This is a genomic window from Bacillus sp. FJAT-42315 (assembly GCF_002797375.1).
In the GTDB taxonomy this organism is placed as follows: domain Bacteria; phylum Bacillota; class Bacilli; order Bacillales; family Domibacillaceae; genus Bacillus_CE.
Map to the genome: position 1 here is coordinate 1,915,291 of NZ_KZ454941.1, position 19,383 is coordinate 1,934,673.

Below are 19,383 nucleotides of genomic sequence, written 5' to 3' on the forward strand. Positions count from 1 at the left end.
AGAAGGGCGTAAATATTCAGCGACAAGCATCATCGCATTTTTTGCTTGTACATCGGTCAATGGCGTCGCCGCTAAACTAACAAATGATTCAATTGCATGTGTCAACACATCAAGTCCAGTAGAGGCAGTTAATTTAGCATTTTTCGTTGTTAATGTTTCAGGGTCGATCAAGGCGATATCCGGCACTAGCGACTTAGAAACGATCGTCATTTTTTTTTCCCTTTTTGAATCAACAATTACAGAAAATTGAGATACTTCCGAGCCGGACCCTGCAGTCGTTGGCACCATCACAAGCGGTGGAAGGGGAAGTTCGATGCGGTCGACTCCTTCATAATCGGAAATGGTTCCTCCATTTGAAGCTAAGATGGCAACGGCTTTTGCCACATCAATGACACTTCCACCACCGACGCCAATAAGAGCGTCACATTCGTTATTTATATAAACATTTGCTCCTTTTTCTGCTTCAAAGTCTTTCGGATTAATGGTAATATCTTGATAACATGCATAGCTCAAACCAGCATCAACACAGCTTTTGATCACAATTTCTAGCCATCCTGCTTGAATGACACCCTCATCAGCGACGATTAACACTTTTTTGGCACCTAAACGAGAGCAACATTCTCCAGCTTGATGAATGGCGCCATTTCCAAAAATGACTTCAGGCATTACAAATTTGTTCATCTTAGTAGCACCTACCTTTTAAACGTTGTTTATTCGCTATAATCACCGAAATTTCCTTTATGTTTTTGATAAAATTCGAGCAATTTTTAGGGGATGATGATATGTGTTTAATTAATTTTCAATTTCAACAGCACCCGAATTATAAATTAATTGTTGCTGCCAACCGTGATGAATTTTTCGCTCGTCCAACGAAACGAGCTCATTTTTGGGAGGATGAGCCTCAAATATTAGCCGGGCGGGACTTAGAAAAAATGGGCACATGGCTTGGTGTGACGACATCAGGGAGATTTGCCGCATTAACCAATTTCCGTGATCCGACAGAATCAACGGAAGGAAAATGGTCACGTGGAGACATTGTTCGTTCGTTTTTAAGCGGACAGATGGAAGCGGAGCTGTTTTTGCAACGGTTAAGCGAGGAAAAAGCTTATTATCCCAGCTTTAATGTGATCGTCGGGACGGCTGATTTGTTATGGTACTATAATAATCGGCAAGATGAGATTACCAAGATGGTTCCAGGCATCCATAGCTTAAGTAACGCTTTTTTAAACACACCTTGGCCAAAAACGGAGCGAGGAAAGCAGAGTTTACAATCGTGTGTACATAATAAAATTGTTGCTGATGCCAATTGTTTATTTGCTTCCTTACAATCCGAAGAACAGATGGCCGACGAAGAGCTTCCGCAAACTGGTGTTTCTTTACAGTGGGAGCGGCTGTTGTCTTCGATGTTTATTAACAGTGAACAGTATGGCACACGCTCTTCTACGGTGCTGACGATTGATCGCAACGACCGCGTGCAGTTTATTGAGCGAACGTATACGAACGGACGATGGACAGCAGAAGAACAATTTCATTTTGTGATCGAAAAAAAATGAGGCCGATCCTTTTGGATGAGCCTCATTTTTGTATTAAATAGATACGTTAGCTGATGATGGTAAAAGGCGAGCTGATTGCAATCGTTTGCGAGCGAGAATACCGATCCAAGCAGCTAAGATCGCTTTGATAATGCCTCCGATGATAAATGGGGCAAATCCGCCGGCAAATGCTTCCGCCCAAGAAAGGCTAGCCATTACTTTGAGCCAAGCGGTTCCAAAGGATAAGTTAATCAACATACCGATGACATTCGCAATAAATGCTTGTGTCACAGTGGCCGCCGTTTTTTCAATATATAAACCGATAATAAAAGCAGAAAAAATGAAGCTAACAATATAACCACCCGTCGGACCGAAAATGACGCCCATTCCAGCGCTCATACCGGAGAATACAGGAACGCCCACCGCCCCAATGAACATATAAACAATCGCTGATAACGCGCCGTATCGTGAGCCTAAAATTGTAGCGGCTAAACCGACAGCTAGCGTTTGCCCTGTGATCGGAACTAATGGCAGTGGAATCGTAATTTGAGCCATAATGCCAATAATCGCTGCGAACAAAGCTGTCGTCAGCATCATTCTTAATTTTTCATGCTGTGTACTCATTTTTCTAACCTCCTATAATAACAAAACGATAAAAAATGTTAACGTTATTTTAATGTATGGTAACATAAGTTGTCAACCAAATATTATTTTGGTTTACTATACTTATTTCATTATGTGCAAAATTCAAAATTAAAATCATTGAAATTCAGTCACTAAGAGACAAAACCACAACCGCTTGGAAGAAAAAAAGAATAGGATTATAATAAATTGTTATAAATATCAGCAAATCGACAGCGTAGAAAAGAGGTTTATACATGCAAATAGGGATAGGAAAATGTTTTGGTACGTTTGGAGAGTTAGCACAAGGAGAAATTGATGGGCAACCATTTTTATTCACCTTTCCAAGCCCTTTATATAGTGAAGCGAGATTTACACCTGCCCGAGTGGGTTCGTTAATCGGAGAGACGAAAGGGAAAAAATTAGCGTTAATGGCAGCAGAACAGACGCTGCGAATGTTGGGGCGCTCGCCAAGCGGATATTTGTCTATTACTTCATCTATTCCAGTAGGAAAGGGAATGGCGAGCAGTTCAGCGGATATCGTTGCTACGATTCGAGCGGTTACTGCAAGTCTTGGCGTCACATTGTCAGCAAAAGAGGAGGCGGTGATCGCAGCAAGTATTGAGCCGACAGATGGGGTGATGTATCGAGGGATTACAGCGGTCAATCAGCAAACAGGCCAGCTTTTTCATGAATTTCCTTACGCACCTGAACTTGTTTGCATCGGTTTTGATAGTGGAGGAAAGGTCAATACAAGGGCTTTTCATCGCGATAAAAAGAATTACAGCAAAGCGGAAAAACAATTATTAGAACAGCTTTTTTCCGAAATGAAGTTGGGGCTTATAGACGGAGATGTTGCACGAATTTTGCAAGCGGCAACAGCTAGCTCGCAAGTGAATGAACGCTTTTTACCGAAGCCAAATATTCGTTTATTTGTAGATTTGGCAACGGAGTTACATGGAGGCGTAATTATTGGGCATAGCGGGACTGTGATCGGTTTACTGCTTGATCGGCAAGATCCTTTTCTTTTAGAAAAGCGACAAGAGGTGATCGCAAAAGTTCACATGCAAACTGGGTGGCATCCATTAATAATTTTCTAAAAATAAAAAAAATTCTTGTCAACATGAGGCATTTACTGATAATCTTAAAGCAGTTGTTCAAATAAATGACATATTTTAATTAAATAATAAGGTAAGAGTGCCCTTTTGTTGATTCAAAAGGGATAATAGGGAAATCGGTGAAAGTCCGATGCAGCCCCCGTTACTGTAAGCGGTGATGAAATTGTCAATAACCACTGGTGCTTGTTGCGCTGGGAAGGGACAAGAGTAAGGAGACCCGTAAGCCAGGAGACCTGCTTTTATCTTTTCTTCATCATTCTTCGGAGGGAAGAGTAGGATGGCTGTATCGAGCGGACTAGCTGCACATGAGCAGCGTACGGATCATTACGCAAAATCCTTAACTTCTTTTGGAAGTTAAGGATTTTTTTATAGAAAAGGAGCGATCATATGACGACTTGGAATTTGAAGGAAATGAATCATCATGTATTGATTTGCAATGGTTCGAGTTGTATGCGTAAAGGCGGAGAAGAAGTGACGCAGGCGATTCGCGAGGAAATTAAAGATCGAGAGCTCGATGTTCGTGTACACACCTCAAGAACAAGATGTAACGGTCGTTGCAAAGATGCTTGCGTCGTCGTTGTTTACCCAGAAGGAGCTTGGTATCACGAGGTGGATGAGTTCATGGCGAAAAAGATTGTCCATCAGCACTTGCAAAACGGTGAACCTGTGCAAGAAGCGTTAACTTATACATATAAAGGCAGTGGAATGGAACTTATGAATGATCGTGTAAAAGGAATTGAAAAAGATCGTGAAGTTAAAAAGACTGTTCAGTGAGGAGGGTGTCTGATGAAAGGGAAATTACTATTAGTCGGTTTCGGTCCGGGCAGTGAAAAGCATATTACCGAGCGAGCGAAAGAAGCGTTGCAAGAAAGCGATTGCATTATCGGTTATAAGACGTATGTTGAATTGATTGCTGCTTTTATTGAGGGAAAAGAAGTGATCAGCACAGGGATGTCCGAGGAAGTGAGTCGCGCACAGGCGGCGGTGAAGTATGCCGAAGAAGGAAAGAAAGTGGCGGTCATTTCGAGCGGAGATGCTGGTGTGTATGGTATGGCAGGTCTTGTGTATGAGGTGCTTGTCGAAAAAGGCTGGAGAGAAGCGGATGGAGTCGAAGTAGAAATTATCCCCGGTATTTCAGCGATTAACTCTTGTGCGTCTTTACTTGGAGCACCTGTTATGCATGATGCTTGTACGATCAGTTTAAGTGACCATTTAACTCCATGGGAAATAATTGAAAAGAGGATTGATGCGGCAGGACAAGCTGATTTCGTTATTGCTCTTTATAATCCGAAAAGCGGAAAGCGCACAAGGCAAATTGTTGAGGCGCAGCGTATTTTATTAAAATATCGTTCTCCTGATACACCTGTTGGCCTTGTGAAAAGTGCATATCGAGATAGAGAACAAGTCATTTTAACGACGTTAGCGGACATGCTCGAGCATGATATTGGGATGCTGACAACGGTCATGATTGGGAATTCTACGACGTTTATTTATGACGATAAAATGATCACGCCACGAGGCTATCAGCGAAAGTATACGTTGACTTCTGAAAAGCAACCATTGAAACCGCACGAACGATTAAAGCGTGAAAACGAGCCGTGGGCGCTTCATGAAGGTAAGGAAGAAGCTCCGCCTTTATTTGAACTCGGCATGAAGGCTTTGCAATTACTCGATCAAAACAAAGAGATGCCGACAAAAGAAGTCGTATTTCCAACACCGATTCAATCAATTTTTGAAGTCGCTGTTAGTCCAGGGGTAGCGAATAAAAAGTTTTCCGCGCAGCAATTGCTTGTACTATCAGCGGTCGCCGGAGAGGAAGGCTCTGTTGAATACACGCCTCACCACCAAATTGTTTTACGTGTAGCAACGGAAGAGCCGCAGCAATTAACGCAGCAATTGCAACAAGCTGGCTTTATCGTTTCTCCAGTTGGAGATGTGTTAGCGATTAAAGCGTGTGACTTTTGTGATGGTGAAAAGAAGGATGCGATTCCATACGCAGAGGAGCTGCAACAAAAACTCGGTGGGATGGAGATGCCTAAATCGTTGAATATTGGTGTCAACGGTTGTGGCATGGCTTGTTATCAAGCGGTCAATGATGATATCGGAATTGTATTCAGAAAAGGAAAGTTTGATTTATTCCTCGGTGCGAAGCCAGTCGGAAGAACGGCTCATGCTGGTCAGCCAGTTGCGGAAGGTATCGAACCGAATCAAATTGTGCCACTAATCGAACGGATTATTGCTGAGTATAAAGCAAAAGGTCATCCGAACGAGCGCTTGTTCAAATTTTTCAAACGCGTGAAAAATATTCAAGGCTTTGAGTATCGCAATATGGAACCGAAAATTATGATTGAACCTGCACCGTGCGGGGACTAAAGGAGACGATCAGATATGAAAGCTGTATTATTTGTTGGTCATGGTAGCCGTGATCCAGAAGGCAATGAGCAAATTAGAATATTTGTTAATCAATTAACGCCTAAATTAGATGATCAATTGATTCTTGAAACTTGTTTTCTAGAATTTGAACGTCCAGATATTGCAAAAGGTATTGATGCTTGTGTCGCAAGAGGAGCGACATCTATCGCTTTAATTCCATTAATGCTCCTTCAAGCAGGGCACTCAAAAATTCATATTCCAGCGGCAATTGATGAAGCGAAAGAAAAGTATCCTACCGTTGAATTCACGTATGGAAAGCCGATTGGCATTCATCATGAAGCGATTGAAATTTGCAAAAGTCGAATTGAAGAAACAGGGGAGAATGTCGCCGAGCCACAAGAAGGGACAGCGGTCATTTTACTCGGACGCGGAGGCAGTGATCCAGATGCGAACAGTGATCTTTATAAGATTGCGAGATTATTATGGGAAAAAGCTTCTTACTCGATTTTGGAGCCCGCTTTTATCGGTGTGACTTCTCCAAGCTTAGAAGAAGCAGTGGAAAAAACGATTCGTCTCGGTGCTAAAAAAGTAATTGTACTGCCATACTTCCTCTTTACGGGCATTTTAATTAAGCGCTTAGAAGGAATGATGACTCAATTTCAATCAGCTTATCCAGGAGTCGAATTTGCATTGGCTGAATATTTCGGCTTCCATCCAAAGCTAGAGCTGGTCGTTCAAGATCGGATTGATGAAGCGCTAGGTGGAGAAGTGTATATGAACTGTGATACGTGTCAATATCGTTTTGAGGCGATGGAGCATATTGATCATCATCACCATCATGACCACGATCACGATCATGATCACGACCATGATCACCACCATCATCACGACCATGACCATGAAGAGGAAGTGACAACGACGAAATGATTTTATTCATTGCCGGAACAAGTGATGCAAGAGAGCTTGCGATCACGCTTCAAGAGCAAGGAAGAGAGTTAATCGCTACCGTGGTGACAGAGAATGCGTTGAAAGAGTTACAGCAAGCGGGGATCAAAGCGGTTGCTGGTCGTATGGATGCCGAGCAAATGCAAGCCTTTATGAAGGAACAGGGTGTGAAGGGAATTGTAGATGCGAGCCATCCGTTTGCCGAAGAAGCCTCGAAAAATGCGATGTTAGCGGCGGATACGGCTAACATCCCTTACATTCGATTTGAAAGAAAAGAACAAAGCTTTGAAGACTCTTCATTGATCACTTATGTATCCACGTATGAGGAAGCAGCGGAAGAAGCGGCGAAAAGAAAAGGCACGGTGATGTTAACGACCGGTAGTAAAACGTTAGCTATTTTTACCGGAAAATTATTGTCTCATCCAGACATTCGCTTAGTCGCAAGAATGCTTCCACGCAAAGATAATATGGAAAAATGTGAGCAGCTTGGCTTGCCGCAAAAAAATATTGTGGCGATCCAAGGGCCATTTACGACCGCCTTTGATCAAGCGTTGTATCAGCAATACGGAGTGACATGTATGGTCACGAAAGCGAGCGGTGCCCGCGGGTCCGTTGACCAAAAGCTAGAGGCCGCTAAAGAATTAGGAATCGAAACGATTGTGATCGAGCGCCCGGAAATGGAGTATCAAAACCGGTGCTCCAGTTTTGACGAAGTCGTTGATTATTTACATACATTTAACCTTTAAAGGAGCGGATCAAACATGGATTTTAAAACAGATTTTAAGCCGGAGACAGTTCAACCGATGGAAATTGAAGGTCGTAGCTTTGAAATGATTACGGAAGAATTTGGTGAGCATGATCTTTCTTATGAAGAATATAAAGTTGTGCAGCGTGTCATTCATGCATCAGCGGATTTTGAACTCGGAAGAAGTATGATACTCCATCCGAAAGCGATTGAGTCCGGCATTCAAGCGATTAAAAATGGCGAACGAGTCATTTGTGATGTACAGATGGTGCAAGTCGGTATTAGTAAAGGCCGCATCGAAAAGCACGGCGGCAGCATCCATGTATATATTTCTGATGCAGATGTGATGGAAGAAGCGAAAAAGCTAAACACAACAAGAGCAATCATTTCGATGCGTAAAGCAGTAGCTGAAGCGGATGGTGGGATTTATTGTATCGGAAACGCTCCAACGGCTTTACTTGAATTGATTCGTCTTGTGAAAGAAGGAATCGCGAAGCCAAGCTTGGTGATCGGTCTGCCTGTTGGATTTGTTTCGGCTGCAGAGTCAAAAGAAGAGTTAGCGAAATTAGACATTCCTTATATTACAAATATCGGCAGAAAAGGTGGAAGTACAGTCACTGTGGCGGCTATAAATGCCCTTTCTCTGCTTGCAGAAAAAGAATAATGATGAAAGCACAGGACACCAAGCAAGAAAAGCCACTTAGAAAAGGATATACAACAGGTGCATGTGCGACGGCCGCTGTTCAAGCGGCCTTGATCTCTTTATTAACGGGAGAAAAACAGGAAGAAGCGACAATTTATCTTCCGGCAAAAGTGTTTGCGACTTTTACTGTGGAGCATTGTGAAATGGATGAGAGACGGGCGATTGCGGCGATCAAAAAGGACGCAGGTGACGATCCGGATGTCACGCATGGAGCGATCATTTATGCAGAGGTTACGTTAAAAGATGAACCAGGGATTGAACTTGATGGCGGCGAAGGAGTCGGTCGAGCGACGAAGCCGGGGTTAGCGGTAGAGGTTGGCCAAGCGGCAATTAATCCTGTTCCTAGGAAGATGATCTTATCAGAAGCAGAGAAAATTTTAACTGATTTTCAGCGGACAACAGGCGTAAAAATCGTTATTTCCGTCCCAGGTGGCGAAGAAATGGCGAAGAAGACGTTAAATGCTCGTCTCGGGATTCTTGGTGGGATTTCGATCTTAGGAACGCGCGGGATTGTGATGCCGTTTTCAACTGCCGCTTATAAAGCGAGTATCATTCAAGCGATTCAAGTAGCGATTGCAGGCGGCTGTGATCATGTCGCTGTCACCACGGGTGGACGCAGTGAAAAATATGCGATGAAGCAGCTCCCTCATTTGAAGGAGGAAGCTTTTATCGAAATGGGTGACTTTGTCGGCTTTACGTTAAAGCATTGCAAACGGCTCGGCATTAAAAAAGTATCGATGGTCGGCATGATGGGCAAATTTTCGAAAGTCGCTCAAGGGGTGATGATGGTTCATTCGAAAAGTGCGCCGGTCGATTTCGGCTTTTTAGCAGAAACGGCCCGTCTTTCAGGGGCTTCAGACGAGCTAGTGGAAGAAATTAAGTCTGCTAATACCGCTTCTCATGCCGCAGATATGATGTTAGCTGCCGGTCATCATCAGTTTTTTGATCGATTATGTGATAGTTGCTGTCAGCACGCAATGGAAGAAGTCAGCGGTGGACTCAGCGTTGATATGACTTTATATACGTTAAAAGGTGAATGTTTAGGAAAGGCGGAGCGTCATGGCTAAAGTGAAAATTATTGGAATTGGCGATGAAGGTCGCAGTGGACTTTTGCCAATCTATCAACAATGGATTCAACAATCACAATTTCTTGCTGGAGGCGAGCGTCAACTCGCTTTCTTCCCCGATTATCAAGGTGAGACATTCACGATTAAAGGGAATTTACGTCAGTTAAAAGAGCGACTAAGTGAGCAGTCAGAAAAAGCGGTCGTGCTCGCTTCGGGAGATCCCCTCTTTTATGGCATCGGTAGTTATCTATCAAAATCGGTGGAGGCGGAGGTTTATCCGCAACCAAGCTCTGTCCAACTGGCGTTTGCTCGAATGGGTGAAGCTTGGCAAAACGCCACGATTATTAGCTTGCATGGTCGGCCGATAAAAGGACTGGCCCAACGAATCGATGGAAAGAAGTTGGTCGCTCTATTAACGGATGATGCGAATACACCAGCTGCTATTGCAACGTATTTAAAAACATTTGGCATGACGGAATATACAGCATTTATCGCTGAAAATCTCGGTGGTGAAAATGAGCGATGTCGCTCGATGTCATTAGACGAGATGGAACAAGCAAAATGCTCTGCTTTAAACGTCGTCATTTTAAAAAGTGAGACAGACATAAAGTCGTGGTCTCTCGGTATTCCAGATGAGGAATTTGTTCAACGCAAGCCGGATAAAGGGCTATTAACGAAAAAGGAAATTCGTGTCCTCACACTAGGGCAAATGAGTCTTCATCAAGAGAGCGTCGTTTGGGATATTGGCACATGCACGGGCTCAATTGCGATTGAAGCGGCGAAAATAGCGACCGATGGAGCCATTTACGCGATTGAAAAAAATGAGGCGGATCTCGAAAATGCTTGTGAAAATTTTATTAAATTTCGTACCGATGTCACGGCGATTCAAGGGAAAGCACCGGATGGCTTAGCGGATTTTCCTGCGCCAGATGCGGTATTTATCGGCGGTACGGCAGGCAATATCGCAGGCATTTTTGATGAATGCTGCTCTCGTTTGAAAGAGAACGGAACGATTGTTATGAATGTCGTTACGATTGAAAATTTATATGAAGCGGTTCAAGCATTGAAGGAGAGAGACTTTGAAACGGAGCTTACGCTAGCTCAAATCGCGAGAAGTAAACCGATTTTACATTTAACGAGAATGGAAGGGTTAAACCCCGTTTATATTATTACAGCGAAGCGAGTGGAGGGAAAAGAATGACAGGGATTTTATACGGTGTGGGCGCTGGCCCAGGAGACCCGGAATTAATTACAGTAAAAGCATTTCGCGCTCTACAAGAATGTCCGATAATTGCTTATCCAAAAAAAAGAAAAGGCAGTAAAAGCTATGCAAGAAAAATTATTGATGCGTATGTCAATCCAGCGGAGAAAGAGATGCTTGGGCTCGTCTTTCCGATGACGAAAGACCCTGTCATTTTAGAGCGGGAATGGTCGAATACAGCTGATTTAGTATGGGAGAAGCTACAAGAAGGCAAGGATGTGGCTTTTATTACAGAAGGCGATCCGCTACTGTACAGCACATTTATACATATGATGAACGTGATGAAGGAGCGTTATGGCGATGTGCCGATGAAGATTATTCCTGGGATTTCTTCGATTAACGGAGCGGCTGCTAGACTGTCTTTACCGTTAGCCGATGGTGATGATATCGTTGCGATTGTTCCAGCCAATGACAATTATGAAGCGATGAAACAAGCGATTGAACAGCATGATTGCGTGATTTTTATTAAAGTCGCCAAAGTGATCGACTTAATGCTTCAAATTTTAAAAGAGTTGAATTTGACAGATAAAGCATCAGTTGTCACTAAGGTCACATCGGAAGAAGAGATTGTTTGGTCGATGGATGAGCTTGAAGGAGCGGAACCGGAATATTTAACGTTAATGGTGGTGAGAAAATGAAGCTATATATCGTCGGAGCAGGTCCAGGTGCACCGGATTTAATTACGGTTAGAGGACATCAACTGTTGCAAGAAGCGGACGTCATTTTATATGCCGATTCGCTAGTGAGTGAAGAACATTTTAACATCGCAAAGCCAGGGGCTGAAATTTTAAAAACAGCAGGTATGCACTTAGAAGAAATGGTTGACATTATGAAGCAACGCCTAGCAGAAGGAAAAAAAGTCGTTCGTCTTCATACAGGAGACCCTGCTGTATACGGAGCGATTATGGAGCAAATAGCGTTATTAAAAGAAGCTGGTGTCGAGATTGAGATCGTGCCGGGTGTAAGCTCTGTCTTTGCCGCTGCAGCTAGTGCACAAGCCGAGTTAACGATTCCTGATTTAACGCAAACGGTCATTTTAACGAGAGCAGAAGGAAGAACACCAGTGCCAGAACGCGAGCAATTAGCGAAGCTAGCTGAGCATCATTGCACGATCGCTTTCTTCCTTAGTGCCACACTAACAAAAAAAGTGATGAAAGAATTAGTCAGTGCTGGCTGGTCACCAGAAACGCCTGTCACAGTCGTCTATAAAGCGACATGGCCCGATGAAAAAATTGTTCGCACAACGATTGAAAAATTGGATGAAGATATGCGCGTGAACGGCATTCGCAAGCAGGCGATGATTTTAGCTGGCTGGGCGTTAGATCCAAACATTCACGAAAAAGACTTTCGCTCGAAATTGTACGATAAAGAGTTCACTCACGGGTTCCGTCGAGGGGTGAAATAATGAGCATTCAGTTACAAGAGCATGTCACACCGGAGATTACCGTTAAGGGCAAATATGCGGTCGTAGCGATTACGAAGCATGGTACGCAGCTGGCGAGGAAAATCGCTAAGCTTTTTCCTGATAGCGACCTATATTATATGAAGAAACACGAACAAGGCGATGAAGAAGAACGTGGCATTACGTTATTTGAAGGCTCCGTTCGCCTGTTGCTTCCAAGCCTGTTTGCTCATTATCAAGGGCTGATTGTCATTATTTCATTAGGAGCGGTTGTTCGGATGATTGCCCCCATTTTAAAGGATAAGAAAACCGATCCAGCTGTCGTGGTTGTTGATGATCGCGGGGAACACGTCATTAGTGTATTATCGGGGCATCTCGGAGGTGCGAACGAACTGACGAGAGAAGTGGCTGCTTTGCTCAATGCCTATCCAGTGGTGACGACCGCTTCCGATGTACAAAAAACGATTCCTGTTGACTTATTTGGTCGCCGCTTCGGCTGGGAATGGGAATCGGATGAAAAGTTAACGCCAGTTAGCGCATCCGTCGTGAATGAAGAAAAAGTGGTCGTTGTGCAAGAGTCAGGCGAGCGCAATTGGTGGATGCATGAGACAGCGATGCCAAAGAATATCCATTTATGCTCCTCCATCGACGAAGCATTTACACTCCAACCGGATGCCGCACTCGTTGTGACCCATCGCCTACTTGAACAACGAGAGGAAACGATTTTAACAAACGGTGTATTATATCGTCCGAAAGTGATCGTGCTTGGGGTCGGCTGTAATCGAGGAACGGCCGCAGAGGAAATTGAACAAGTGATGGAAGAAACGTTAAAAGAGCTGAAGATTAGCAAAAAAAGCGTCAAAACGGTGGCGACGATTGATTTGAAAAAAGATGAAGTCGGTTTGCTTGAAGTCGCCCGTAAATATCAATGGGAATTTATTTATTACCCGCCAGCTGAGCTCAATACGAAATCATTAGTTCAGCCCTCTGATACCGTTTATAAATTCACTGGTGCCTATGGAGTGAGTGAACCAGCGGCGATGCTGGCGAGTGGAAATGATGAGTTGCTGCTTGTGAAGAAGAAATCAGGCAACGTCACGATTTCTGTTGGATTGATTTCATATGAATAAGGAGGGGACTAAATGAGCCAAAGAAGAATCATGATTGCCGGAACTGGAAGCGGCGCAGGAAAAACAACGGTCACGATTGGGCTCATGGCCGCCTTTAAAGAAAGAGGCGCGAGCGTTCAAGGGTTTAAGTGTGGCCCTGACTATATCGATCCGACATATCATACGGCAGTCACCGGCCGGCCGTCGAGAAATTTAGATAGCTGGATGACCGGACGAGAGACGGTGAAGGATATTTACGCCAGAGGAGCGAAGGGTGCCGACCTTTCCATCATTGAAGGCGTCATGGGTTACTTTGATGGTAAAGACCCGTTGAAAAATGACGGTAGTTCGGCTGATTTAAGTGCTATTCTTGATTGTCCTGTATTGCTTGTCGTTAATTGTGCCAGTATGGCTAGAAGTGCCGCTGCTATTGTCAAAGGCTTTCAATCGATGGCGACAAGCGGCAGAATTGTCGGTGTCATCGCCAACCGCGTCGGCAGTGAAAGTCATTTCAATATCGTCAAATCGGCGATTGAACAAGAATGCGGTATTCCGGTTGTTGGCTACTTGAAGAAAGAGAATGATATTTCTATCCCAGAACGCCACTTAGGATTAATTCCTTCCGTTGAAAGAGGCGAGCTCGACGGCTTTTTTGATACACTAGGTCAATTAATTTCCGCTACTGTCGATGTAGAAGCGATTTGGAAGTTAGCGGAGACATCGATGATTCAAGAGTCCGAACATTCGATGTTTATCGAAGCGAAAGAAGCGACCGTAACGATCGCTGTCGCCAAAGATGCGGCATTTAATTTTTACTATGAAGAAAATTTACAGTTACTTCGAGCGAATGGGGCGGAACTGCAATTTTTCTCTCCGCTAAAAAATGAACCGCTACCTGAAGGAGCTTCTGCCCTTTATTTAGGTGGCGGCTTTCCAGAAGAGTTTGCGTCCACATTAGCGATGAATGAACAAGTGAAGCAGTCGATTCGTCAAGCGATTGAAGCTGGTTTACCGACATTAGCAGAATGCGGTGGCTTTATGTACTTAACACAATCGATTGAAGATACAAATGGTGAGGTTTATCCGATGGTTGGGATCATTCCTGGTGTAGCGACGATGCAAAAAAAATTAGCCGCTCTCGGTTATCGTGAATTAACGGGCTTACAGTCTAATTTTCTTTTGCCGAAGGGAGCGAAAGGGCGAGGACATGAATTCCATTATTCTAAGTTTACAGCAAATGAACCAATTGTAGCCGCTTACGAAACAAATGGACGCTTTGGAACGAAGGAACAAGGATTTGTGTTGCCACATGTCGTAGCTGGTTACGCTCATTTTCACTTTGCTTCCGACTTAGCTTTAGCTCATCGTTTTGTGAAAGCGGCCGAGCAATACGAAGCAGAGAGGATTTCTAATCATGCTTTATCCAGCGATGCTTAAATTAGTAGGAAAACGGGTCGTCGTGATCGGTGGCGGAAAAGTCGCGGCTCGTAAAGTCGCTTCTTTAGTTGAAGCAAAAGCGGTCGTTCAAGTGGTGAGCCCTGAAGTAAGTCCTGAAATGGCGGAATTAATCGCACATCACTCGATTGACTGGCAACAGAAACCGTTTCAAAAGCAAGATGTAGAGAGAGCGCTCGTCGTCTTTGCAGCAACGAATGATCGGAAAGTCAATGAATATATTGGACAATGTGCTTCCGATCAACAGCTCGTCAACATTGTCGATGATCCCAATGCTAGTAACTTCTTTGTACCGGCCTCTTTGAAAAAAGGAAAGCTCGCGATTGCGGTGAGTACAAGCGGGGGAAGTCCAGGGCTTAGCAAAAAAATTATTCAAGAACTAGCTCATCAATATGATGATCAATTTATTCACTTTCTTGACTTTTTAGCTGAGTGTCGTGAGCAAATTAAAAGTCGAGTGAATGACCCTATAAAAAGAAAACAATTATTAACAGAGCTGATTCAATCCGATCTATATGAACAAATGAGAGGTGCGGATGATCAAGAACGAATCACTTTGTTTAACAACTTAATAGATTCGAGGGGATAAATGTGAAGAAAGGCAAAGTGTATTTAGTCGGAGCCGGACCTGGTGATCCAAAGCTCATTACAGTCAAAGGACTAGAATGTATTCAGCAGGCCGATGTGATTGCCTATGATCGACTAGTTAATAAAGAGCTACTGCAACACGCCAAACAAGGAGCCGAGCTAATTTTTTGCGGAAAGCTTCCAGGGAAACATGCACTCATTCAAGAGCAAATTAACCAGCTACTAGTCGAAAAAGCAGAGCAAGGTTTGATCGTTACTCGTCTAAAAGGGGGCGACCCTTGCGTATTCGGTCGTGTCGGAGAAGAAGCAGAGCAGTTGGCTAACGCCGATCTCCCATTTGAAATCATTCCCGGTATTACAGCTGGGATTGCCGCTCCTGCCTATGCGGGGATTCCGGTAACTCACCGTGATCATGCGACTACTTTCGCGATTGTGACAGCCCATGGTCGAGCGGAAAAAGGTCAAGACTTTGTGAACTGGCAAGCATTAGCTCAAGGGATAGATACGATTGCTTTTTATATGGGTGTAGGCAATCTTGGGCATATTTGTGGAGAATTGATAGCACACGGTAAGGCTGCCTCCACACCGGTTGCGATCATTGAATGGGGCACGACAAACAATCAGCGTACGATTACAGCGGACCTGGCCTCTATTGAACAACAGGCACGCGATTATCAAATTTCTAATCCAGCGATTGTACTTGTTGGAGAAGTCGTTGGACAACGAGAGAAGATTAGATGGTTTGATCAGGACCCACATATTTCTACATTAATGAAGGGGGAAGAGTGAAATTATGTTCATTTTGAAAAGAACCACAGTCGTTATATTGGCACTGGCTTGTTTTTTCTGGATCAATTCATTTCAACCGGCTGCTGCAATGCATATTATGGAAGGGTTTTTACCACTTAAATGGGCCATTCTTTGGTGGGCGTTAACGATTCCATTTATCGCGGCTGGGATTCGCTCGATTCAAAAAACGATTAAACAGCATCCCGAAACGAAAATGATGCTTGGTTTAGCAGGGGCGTTTGCCTTCGTATTATCCGCTCTCAAAATCCCATCGGTCACAGGAAGTAGCTCTCATCCAACTGGTGTCGGTCTTGGAACGATTTTGTTTGGTCCACTTGTGATGGCGGTGTTAGGAACGATTGTATTGTTGTTTCAAGCGTTGCTGTTAGCTCATGGAGGCTTAACGACGTTAGGCGCGAACGCTTTTTCAATGGCGGTTGTTGGTCCATTTATGACGTATGCAATGTATAAGCTTGGTCGAAAAATGAATCTTTCTTTTATTTTAGCTGTCTTTTTCGCTGCGTTTATCGGTGATTTAGCTACATATACAGTCACTTCTTTTCAATTAGCACTTGCTTTCCCAGCAGAAACAGGTGGCGTGATGGCTTCATTTGCGAAATTTGCTGGTATTTTCTCTGTGACACAGATTTCATTAGCGATTGCAGAAGGGATTTTAACCGTAATCGTCATGAATTGGCTTGTGAAATATAACAAAAATGAATTAAATCAATTAAGTGTAGCTGTGAAGGAGGCGTAAGCGTGAAAAATTTACTATTATTTGCGATTGTCGTGTTGCTTGCAGTTGTGCCGCTTGTCATCAATAAAGACGCCGAATTTCTCGGAGCAGACGGTCAAGCAGAGGAAGCAATTACGGAAATTAGTCCAGATTATCAACCGTGGTTTGATGTCATTTGGGAGCCGCCGAGTGGAGAAGTGGAAAGCTTATTATTTGCTTTACAAGCTGCTGGTGGAGCGCTGTTTATCGGCTACTTTGTTGGAGCAGGTCGTGCGAGAAAAAAATTAGAAGAGAAATATAGCAATAAAAGCTAATGATTATCGATTATTATGCCAACCATAGCCGGCTTTCTCACTTGCATCCAGGTGAAAAAGCCGCTTTTGCTTTTTCGCATTTATTGTTAGTTCTGTTCACAAAAGAAATCGTCTTGTCTGTCTATGTGTTTGTGTTAATGGGGGTTGTTTCCGTATCGTATGCGAAAATTCCCTTTCGAACGTATCGGAAGTTGCTGCTGTTGCCGCTGATTTTTTTGCTGTTCAGTCTGTTTCCGTTATTGCTATCGTTTGTACGTGAAGGAACAGAAGTAGACGCCCTCTTGCAAACGACAAGCATCGCAGGGTGGTTTATGTATGTTTCTTATTCATCGTTGCAGCAGGCTGTTTTATTATGTGTTTCTGCTTATGCTGCTGTTAGTTGCATGTACTTCTTTATTTTAACGACGCCGTTTCACGGGATTGCTACGTTACTTCGGCTACTGCGATTACCAGAAGTGTTTGTTGAGCTAACCGCCGTAACGTATCGCTTTATTTTCGTTTTTATTGAAAAAGCGGCAGAAACGTACAACGCTCAACGGTCACGCGCGGGCTATAGTGGTCTTCGTTCGACCTTTTCCTCTATATCGATGCTTGTCGCCAACTTATTTGTCCAAACGATGCGCGAGGCAAAGCAAGTACAAATGGCGATCGATGCACGAGGGGGGAGTGAGGTTGAAGTGGGACAAATGATTTCTTATCCAACCCGCCGAGATTTATGGGGCGCGATAACTGTTTGCTTTTTGATTTCATGTGTGGTCGTATATGTTTTTTAGGAGGGAGGCGCCGAGTATGTTAGAAGTGAATAATGTGAGTTACGTGTATCCAGATGGAACAAAGGCATTAGATCAGCTGACGTTAACGATTCAATCTGGACGAAAAATTGCGATTCTCGGCAATAATGGTGCAGGAAAATCGTCACTTTTTCTTCATCTCAACGGATTGCTTCAGCCGACAGAGGGGGAGATTCACTTTCAAGGCAAGCCGCTCAGTTATAAACGGAAAGAGCTGAAAGAATTGCGAAGACAAGTGGGAATCGTGTTTCAACATCCAGATGCTCAGCTTTTTTCTCCGACGGTGCTAGAGGACGTGATGTACGGCCCGTTGCAATTAGGCTATTCTAAACAAGAAGCAAAGCAAGCGGCATTAGCCACACTGGAAGAGACGGAACTAATGGAATTGAAAAATAAACCGCCTCATTTTTTAAGTTTAGGGCAAAAAAAACGAGTAGCGATTGCCGGAGTTGCCGTGATGAATCCAAAACTACTCATTTTAGATGAGCCAACCGCGGGGCTCGATCCTTTGTATGCTAAAAAAATGATGGAGTTTGTGTCAGAGCTTCAAGCGGAAGGACAAACGATTCTTTTATCAACTCATGATGTCAATCTTGCCTATGAATGGGCCGATGAAATCATTATTCTTTATAATGGGAGATTGCAAGCAGTTGGACCGCCAGAGGAACTGTTTAGGCAAACAGATCTGTTGAAAAAATGTCACTTAGAGCAGCCGTGGATCGTAGAGGTGTTTGCTGTCTGGCGAGCGTCCCATTCGGGTCAACTAGTCCCTATGCCAAAAACAAAAGAACAATTACTGCAAATCATTCAAAACAGTTGAGCTTTCAACTGTTTTTTTCATTTTATTTTCAGTTTTGTTTTTTATAGTAGAGCTAGAAATCAAAATGGAAGGTGAGAAGAATGAACAGAAACCGTAAGTATTTGGGGATTGTATTGGCTGTCTCATTAGTGACCTTGCCCGTCCATGCGACTTATGCCGATGAAGATGAGTATGAGTATGAGGAGTATGAACATGAAGAGCATGAGTATGAAGAATATGAAGATGATGACGAGTATGATGACGAGTATGATGACGACTGGTATGAACAGGAAGAAAGAAGGCAACCAGTTATTGAAGAGAGCTGGTATTCATGGTCTAGAGCTTCGGTCGTTAACTTAGCGAATGAACCGTTGCCATTAACGAAGCAGCAAGAAGTGAAGCTACAGCAACAAAATGAAACAGAAATATCGATTGATGCGATTCCTTATCAAGGACAATTGCTCGTCCCGTTAAAGCAAGCTGCTCAATATTTGAAGGCTGAAGTATATGAGTATAAGAAAAGCAAGGTGGTCGAAGTAGTAGATGAAGACACTCATTTAATTTTTAAAGAGGGTTCAAGAGCCGTTTATGAAAATATGGCTAAAACACCGATGCCAACTGCAGCCTTTAACTTTAATGGAAAGATGTACGTTCCAGTGAATGTGATTGGCGAGGCGTTAGGATGGGACGTTAGCTGGAGCAATGAAAGAATCTTCATGAAGAAAGGAGAGAGTATCAATGGCGAAAGCTAAATGGTGGAAATGGGCTGTAGGGATTGGCAGCGTGAGTTCTTTAGCGATTTTTTTAAATGCCGTACAAGGAGCAGACGTTCCGAAGGGTGAGGAACAAGATTATTCAGCATCGGAAATCAAGTCCCTTGATTCACAAGAAAAAGAAGCAAGAGAAGAGTGGATTTCCACGTTAGATTGGGAAGATGCCAATTGGGATGTAGACGCCTCCGCTCATTCGGCGACCTTCACACCAAAAGGAGAAGGCGGAAGAGCCCAGGCGGATCAGCGAACAAGGAGGTCTTGA

23 protein-coding genes and 1 riboswitch are annotated in these 19,383 nt (G+C 43.6%); of the genes, 21 read left to right on the forward strand and 2 right to left on the reverse strand.

Annotated features, from left to right (window positions below; translation table 11 throughout):
• On the reverse strand, nt 1-681 hold a 681-nt coding region (locus CEF22_RS09425; protein WP_232726093.1), incomplete at its 3' end, for an iron-containing alcohol dehydrogenase.
• Between the two features lie 101 nt (nt 682-782).
• On the opposite strand from CEF22_RS09425, the gene CEF22_RS09430 reads away from it, so the two are divergent.
• Nucleotides 783-1,553, forward strand: coding sequence for an NRDE family protein (locus CEF22_RS09430; RefSeq protein ID WP_100402657.1), 771 nt, complete (start codon nt 783-785; stop codon nt 1,551-1,553).
• Nucleotides 1,554-1,586: 33 nt separating this feature from the next.
• Here the strand turns inward: CEF22_RS09430 and CEF22_RS09435 are convergent, their stop codons facing one another.
• Nucleotides 1,587-2,156 carry a biotin transporter BioY gene (locus CEF22_RS09435; RefSeq protein WP_100402658.1) on the reverse strand — a complete coding sequence of 190 codons (570 nt, stop codon included), beginning with the start codon at nt 2,154-2,156 and terminating at the stop codon, nt 1,587-1,589.
• A gap of 254 nt (nt 2,157-2,410) precedes the next feature.
• On the opposite strand from CEF22_RS09435, the gene CEF22_RS09440 reads away from it, so the two are divergent.
• From CEF22_RS09440 to CEF22_RS09535, 20 genes are all read left to right on the forward strand, one after another.
• Entirely contained in the window at nt 2,411-3,253 is an 843-nt protein-coding gene (locus tag CEF22_RS09440) for a GHMP family kinase ATP-binding protein (RefSeq protein WP_100402659.1), read from the forward strand.
• Between the two features lie 78 nt (nt 3,254-3,331).
• A riboswitch (cobalamin riboswitch) is annotated at nt 3,332-3,526 on the forward strand.
• Nucleotides 3,527-3,658: 132 nt separating this feature from the next.
• A complete protein-coding gene (locus CEF22_RS09445; protein WP_100402660.1) occupies nt 3,659-4,045 on the forward strand; it encodes a (2Fe-2S) ferredoxin domain-containing protein in 387 nt (128 codons plus the stop codon).
• Nucleotides 4,046-4,057: 12 nt separating this feature from the next.
• Nucleotides 4,058-5,644, forward strand: a complete 1,587-nt coding sequence (gene cobJ, locus CEF22_RS09450; protein ID WP_100402661.1) for a precorrin-3B C(17)-methyltransferase — start codon at nt 4,058-4,060, stop codon at nt 5,642-5,644.
• Nucleotides 5,645-5,659: 15 nt separating this feature from the next.
• A complete protein-coding gene (locus CEF22_RS09455) occupies nt 5,660-6,571 on the forward strand; it encodes a sirohydrochlorin chelatase (protein WP_100402662.1) in 912 nt (303 codons plus the stop codon).
• Entirely contained in the window at nt 6,568-7,335 is a 768-nt protein-coding gene (cobK, locus tag CEF22_RS09460) for a precorrin-6A reductase (protein WP_100402663.1), read from the forward strand. The genes CEF22_RS09455 and cobK overlap by 4 nt, the downstream gene beginning before the upstream one ends.
• A gap of 15 nt (nt 7,336-7,350) precedes the next feature.
• Nucleotides 7,351-7,998 carry a precorrin-8X methylmutase gene (locus CEF22_RS09465; RefSeq protein WP_100402664.1) on the forward strand — a complete coding sequence of 216 codons (648 nt, stop codon included), beginning with the start codon at nt 7,351-7,353 and terminating at the stop codon, nt 7,996-7,998.
• A 2-nt stretch (nt 7,999-8,000) separates the two neighbouring features.
• The gene (locus tag CEF22_RS09470; protein WP_100403965.1) at nt 8,001-9,104 is read left to right on the forward strand and encodes a cobalt-precorrin-5B (C(1))-methyltransferase; all 1,104 of its coding nucleotides are present in this window, start codon (nt 8,001-8,003) and stop codon (nt 9,102-9,104) included.
• Nucleotides 9,097-10,305: a precorrin-6y C5,15-methyltransferase (decarboxylating) subunit CbiE gene (gene cbiE, locus CEF22_RS09475; protein WP_100402665.1), complete on the forward strand. Its 1,209-nt coding sequence runs from the start codon at nt 9,097-9,099 to the stop codon at nt 10,303-10,305. The genes CEF22_RS09470 and cbiE overlap by 8 nt, the downstream gene beginning before the upstream one ends.
• On the forward strand, nt 10,302-11,003 hold the full coding sequence (gene cobI / locus CEF22_RS09480) for a precorrin-2 C(20)-methyltransferase (protein ID WP_100402666.1): 702 nt from the start codon (nt 10,302-10,304) through the stop codon (nt 11,001-11,003). Before cbiE ends, cobI begins: the two co-directional genes overlap by 4 nt.
• Nucleotides 11,000-11,770, forward strand: coding sequence for a precorrin-4 C(11)-methyltransferase (cobM, locus tag CEF22_RS09485; RefSeq protein ID WP_100402667.1), 771 nt, complete (start codon nt 11,000-11,002; stop codon nt 11,768-11,770). Before cobI ends, cobM begins: the two co-directional genes overlap by 4 nt.
• Entirely contained in the window at nt 11,770-12,897 is a 1,128-nt protein-coding gene (locus tag CEF22_RS09490; protein WP_100402668.1) for a cobalt-precorrin 5A hydrolase, read from the forward strand. Before cobM ends, CEF22_RS09490 begins: the two co-directional genes overlap by 1 nt.
• Before the next feature lie 12 nt (nt 12,898-12,909).
• A complete protein-coding gene (locus tag CEF22_RS09495) occupies nt 12,910-14,313 on the forward strand; it encodes a cobyrinate a,c-diamide synthase (protein ID WP_100402669.1) in 1,404 nt (467 codons plus the stop codon).
• Nucleotides 14,291-14,920, forward strand: coding sequence for a precorrin-2 dehydrogenase/sirohydrochlorin ferrochelatase family protein (locus CEF22_RS09500; protein ID WP_100402670.1), 630 nt, complete (start codon nt 14,291-14,293; stop codon nt 14,918-14,920). Before CEF22_RS09495 ends, CEF22_RS09500 begins: the two co-directional genes overlap by 23 nt.
• A 2-nt stretch (nt 14,921-14,922) precedes the next feature.
• On the forward strand, nt 14,923-15,708 hold the full coding sequence (cobA, locus tag CEF22_RS09505) for a uroporphyrinogen-III C-methyltransferase (RefSeq protein WP_100402671.1): 786 nt from the start codon (nt 14,923-14,925) through the stop codon (nt 15,706-15,708).
• A 4-nt stretch (nt 15,709-15,712) separates the two neighbouring features.
• Nucleotides 15,713-16,465 (forward strand): energy-coupling factor ABC transporter permease, encoded by a 753-nt coding sequence (locus CEF22_RS09510; RefSeq protein ID WP_100402672.1) that lies wholly within the window; start codon nt 15,713-15,715, stop codon nt 16,463-16,465.
• Between the two features lie 2 nt (nt 16,466-16,467).
• On the forward strand, nt 16,468-16,758 hold the full coding sequence (locus tag CEF22_RS09515) for an energy-coupling factor ABC transporter substrate-binding protein (protein WP_198508050.1): 291 nt from the start codon (nt 16,468-16,470) through the stop codon (nt 16,756-16,758).
• Nucleotides 16,758-17,531: a cobalt ECF transporter T component CbiQ gene (gene cbiQ, locus CEF22_RS09520; protein ID WP_100402673.1), complete on the forward strand. Its 774-nt coding sequence runs from the start codon at nt 16,758-16,760 to the stop codon at nt 17,529-17,531. Before CEF22_RS09515 ends, cbiQ begins: the two co-directional genes overlap by 1 nt.
• A gap of 16 nt (nt 17,532-17,547) precedes the next feature.
• The gene (locus tag CEF22_RS09525; protein ID WP_100402674.1) at nt 17,548-18,369 is read left to right on the forward strand and encodes an energy-coupling factor ABC transporter ATP-binding protein; all 822 of its coding nucleotides are present in this window, start codon (nt 17,548-17,550) and stop codon (nt 18,367-18,369) included.
• Between the two features lie 80 nt (nt 18,370-18,449).
• On the forward strand, nt 18,450-19,100 hold the full coding sequence (locus CEF22_RS09530; RefSeq protein WP_100402675.1) for a copper amine oxidase N-terminal domain-containing protein: 651 nt from the start codon (nt 18,450-18,452) through the stop codon (nt 19,098-19,100).
• A complete protein-coding gene (locus tag CEF22_RS09535; protein WP_100402676.1) occupies nt 19,087-19,383 on the forward strand; it encodes a hypothetical protein in 297 nt (98 codons plus the stop codon). The genes CEF22_RS09530 and CEF22_RS09535 overlap by 14 nt, the downstream gene beginning before the upstream one ends.

Bases quoted from the DNA above. Each gene is read 5' to 3' on its own strand.
- CEF22_RS09430 (WP_100402657.1), top strand. From the start codon at position 783: ATGTGTTTAATTAATTTTCAATTTCAACAGCACCCGAATTATAAATTA.
- CEF22_RS09435 (WP_100402658.1), bottom strand. From the start codon at position 2,156: ATGAGTACACAGCATGAAAAATTAAGAATGATGCTGACGACAGCTTTG.
- CEF22_RS09440 (WP_100402659.1), top strand. From the start codon at position 2,411: ATGCAAATAGGGATAGGAAAATGTTTTGGTACGTTTGGAGAGTTAGCA.
- CEF22_RS09445 (WP_100402660.1), top strand. From the start codon at position 3,659: ATGACGACTTGGAATTTGAAGGAAATGAATCATCATGTATTGATTTGC.
- cobJ (WP_100402661.1), top strand. From the start codon at position 4,058: ATGAAAGGGAAATTACTATTAGTCGGTTTCGGTCCGGGCAGTGAAAAG.
- CEF22_RS09455 (WP_100402662.1), top strand. From the start codon at position 5,660: ATGAAAGCTGTATTATTTGTTGGTCATGGTAGCCGTGATCCAGAAGGC.
- cobK (WP_100402663.1), top strand. From the start codon at position 6,568: ATGATTTTATTCATTGCCGGAACAAGTGATGCAAGAGAGCTTGCGATC.
- CEF22_RS09465 (WP_100402664.1), top strand. From the start codon at position 7,351: ATGGATTTTAAAACAGATTTTAAGCCGGAGACAGTTCAACCGATGGAA.
- CEF22_RS09470 (WP_100403965.1), top strand. From the start codon at position 8,001: ATGAAAGCACAGGACACCAAGCAAGAAAAGCCACTTAGAAAAGGATAT.
- cbiE (WP_100402665.1), top strand. From the start codon at position 9,097: ATGGCTAAAGTGAAAATTATTGGAATTGGCGATGAAGGTCGCAGTGGA.
- cobI (WP_100402666.1), top strand. From the start codon at position 10,302: ATGACAGGGATTTTATACGGTGTGGGCGCTGGCCCAGGAGACCCGGAA.
- cobM (WP_100402667.1), top strand. From the start codon at position 11,000: ATGAAGCTATATATCGTCGGAGCAGGTCCAGGTGCACCGGATTTAATT.
- CEF22_RS09490 (WP_100402668.1), top strand. From the start codon at position 11,770: ATGAGCATTCAGTTACAAGAGCATGTCACACCGGAGATTACCGTTAAG.
- CEF22_RS09495 (WP_100402669.1), top strand. From the start codon at position 12,910: ATGAGCCAAAGAAGAATCATGATTGCCGGAACTGGAAGCGGCGCAGGA.
- CEF22_RS09500 (WP_100402670.1), top strand. From the start codon at position 14,291: ATGCTTTATCCAGCGATGCTTAAATTAGTAGGAAAACGGGTCGTCGTG.
- CEF22_RS09510 (WP_100402672.1), top strand. From the start codon at position 15,713: ATGTTCATTTTGAAAAGAACCACAGTCGTTATATTGGCACTGGCTTGT.
- cbiQ (WP_100402673.1), top strand. From the start codon at position 16,758: ATGATTATCGATTATTATGCCAACCATAGCCGGCTTTCTCACTTGCAT.
- CEF22_RS09525 (WP_100402674.1), top strand. From the start codon at position 17,548: ATGTTAGAAGTGAATAATGTGAGTTACGTGTATCCAGATGGAACAAAG.
- CEF22_RS09530 (WP_100402675.1), top strand. From the start codon at position 18,450: ATGAACAGAAACCGTAAGTATTTGGGGATTGTATTGGCTGTCTCATTA.
- CEF22_RS09535 (WP_100402676.1), top strand. From the start codon at position 19,087: ATGGCGAAAGCTAAATGGTGGAAATGGGCTGTAGGGATTGGCAGCGTG.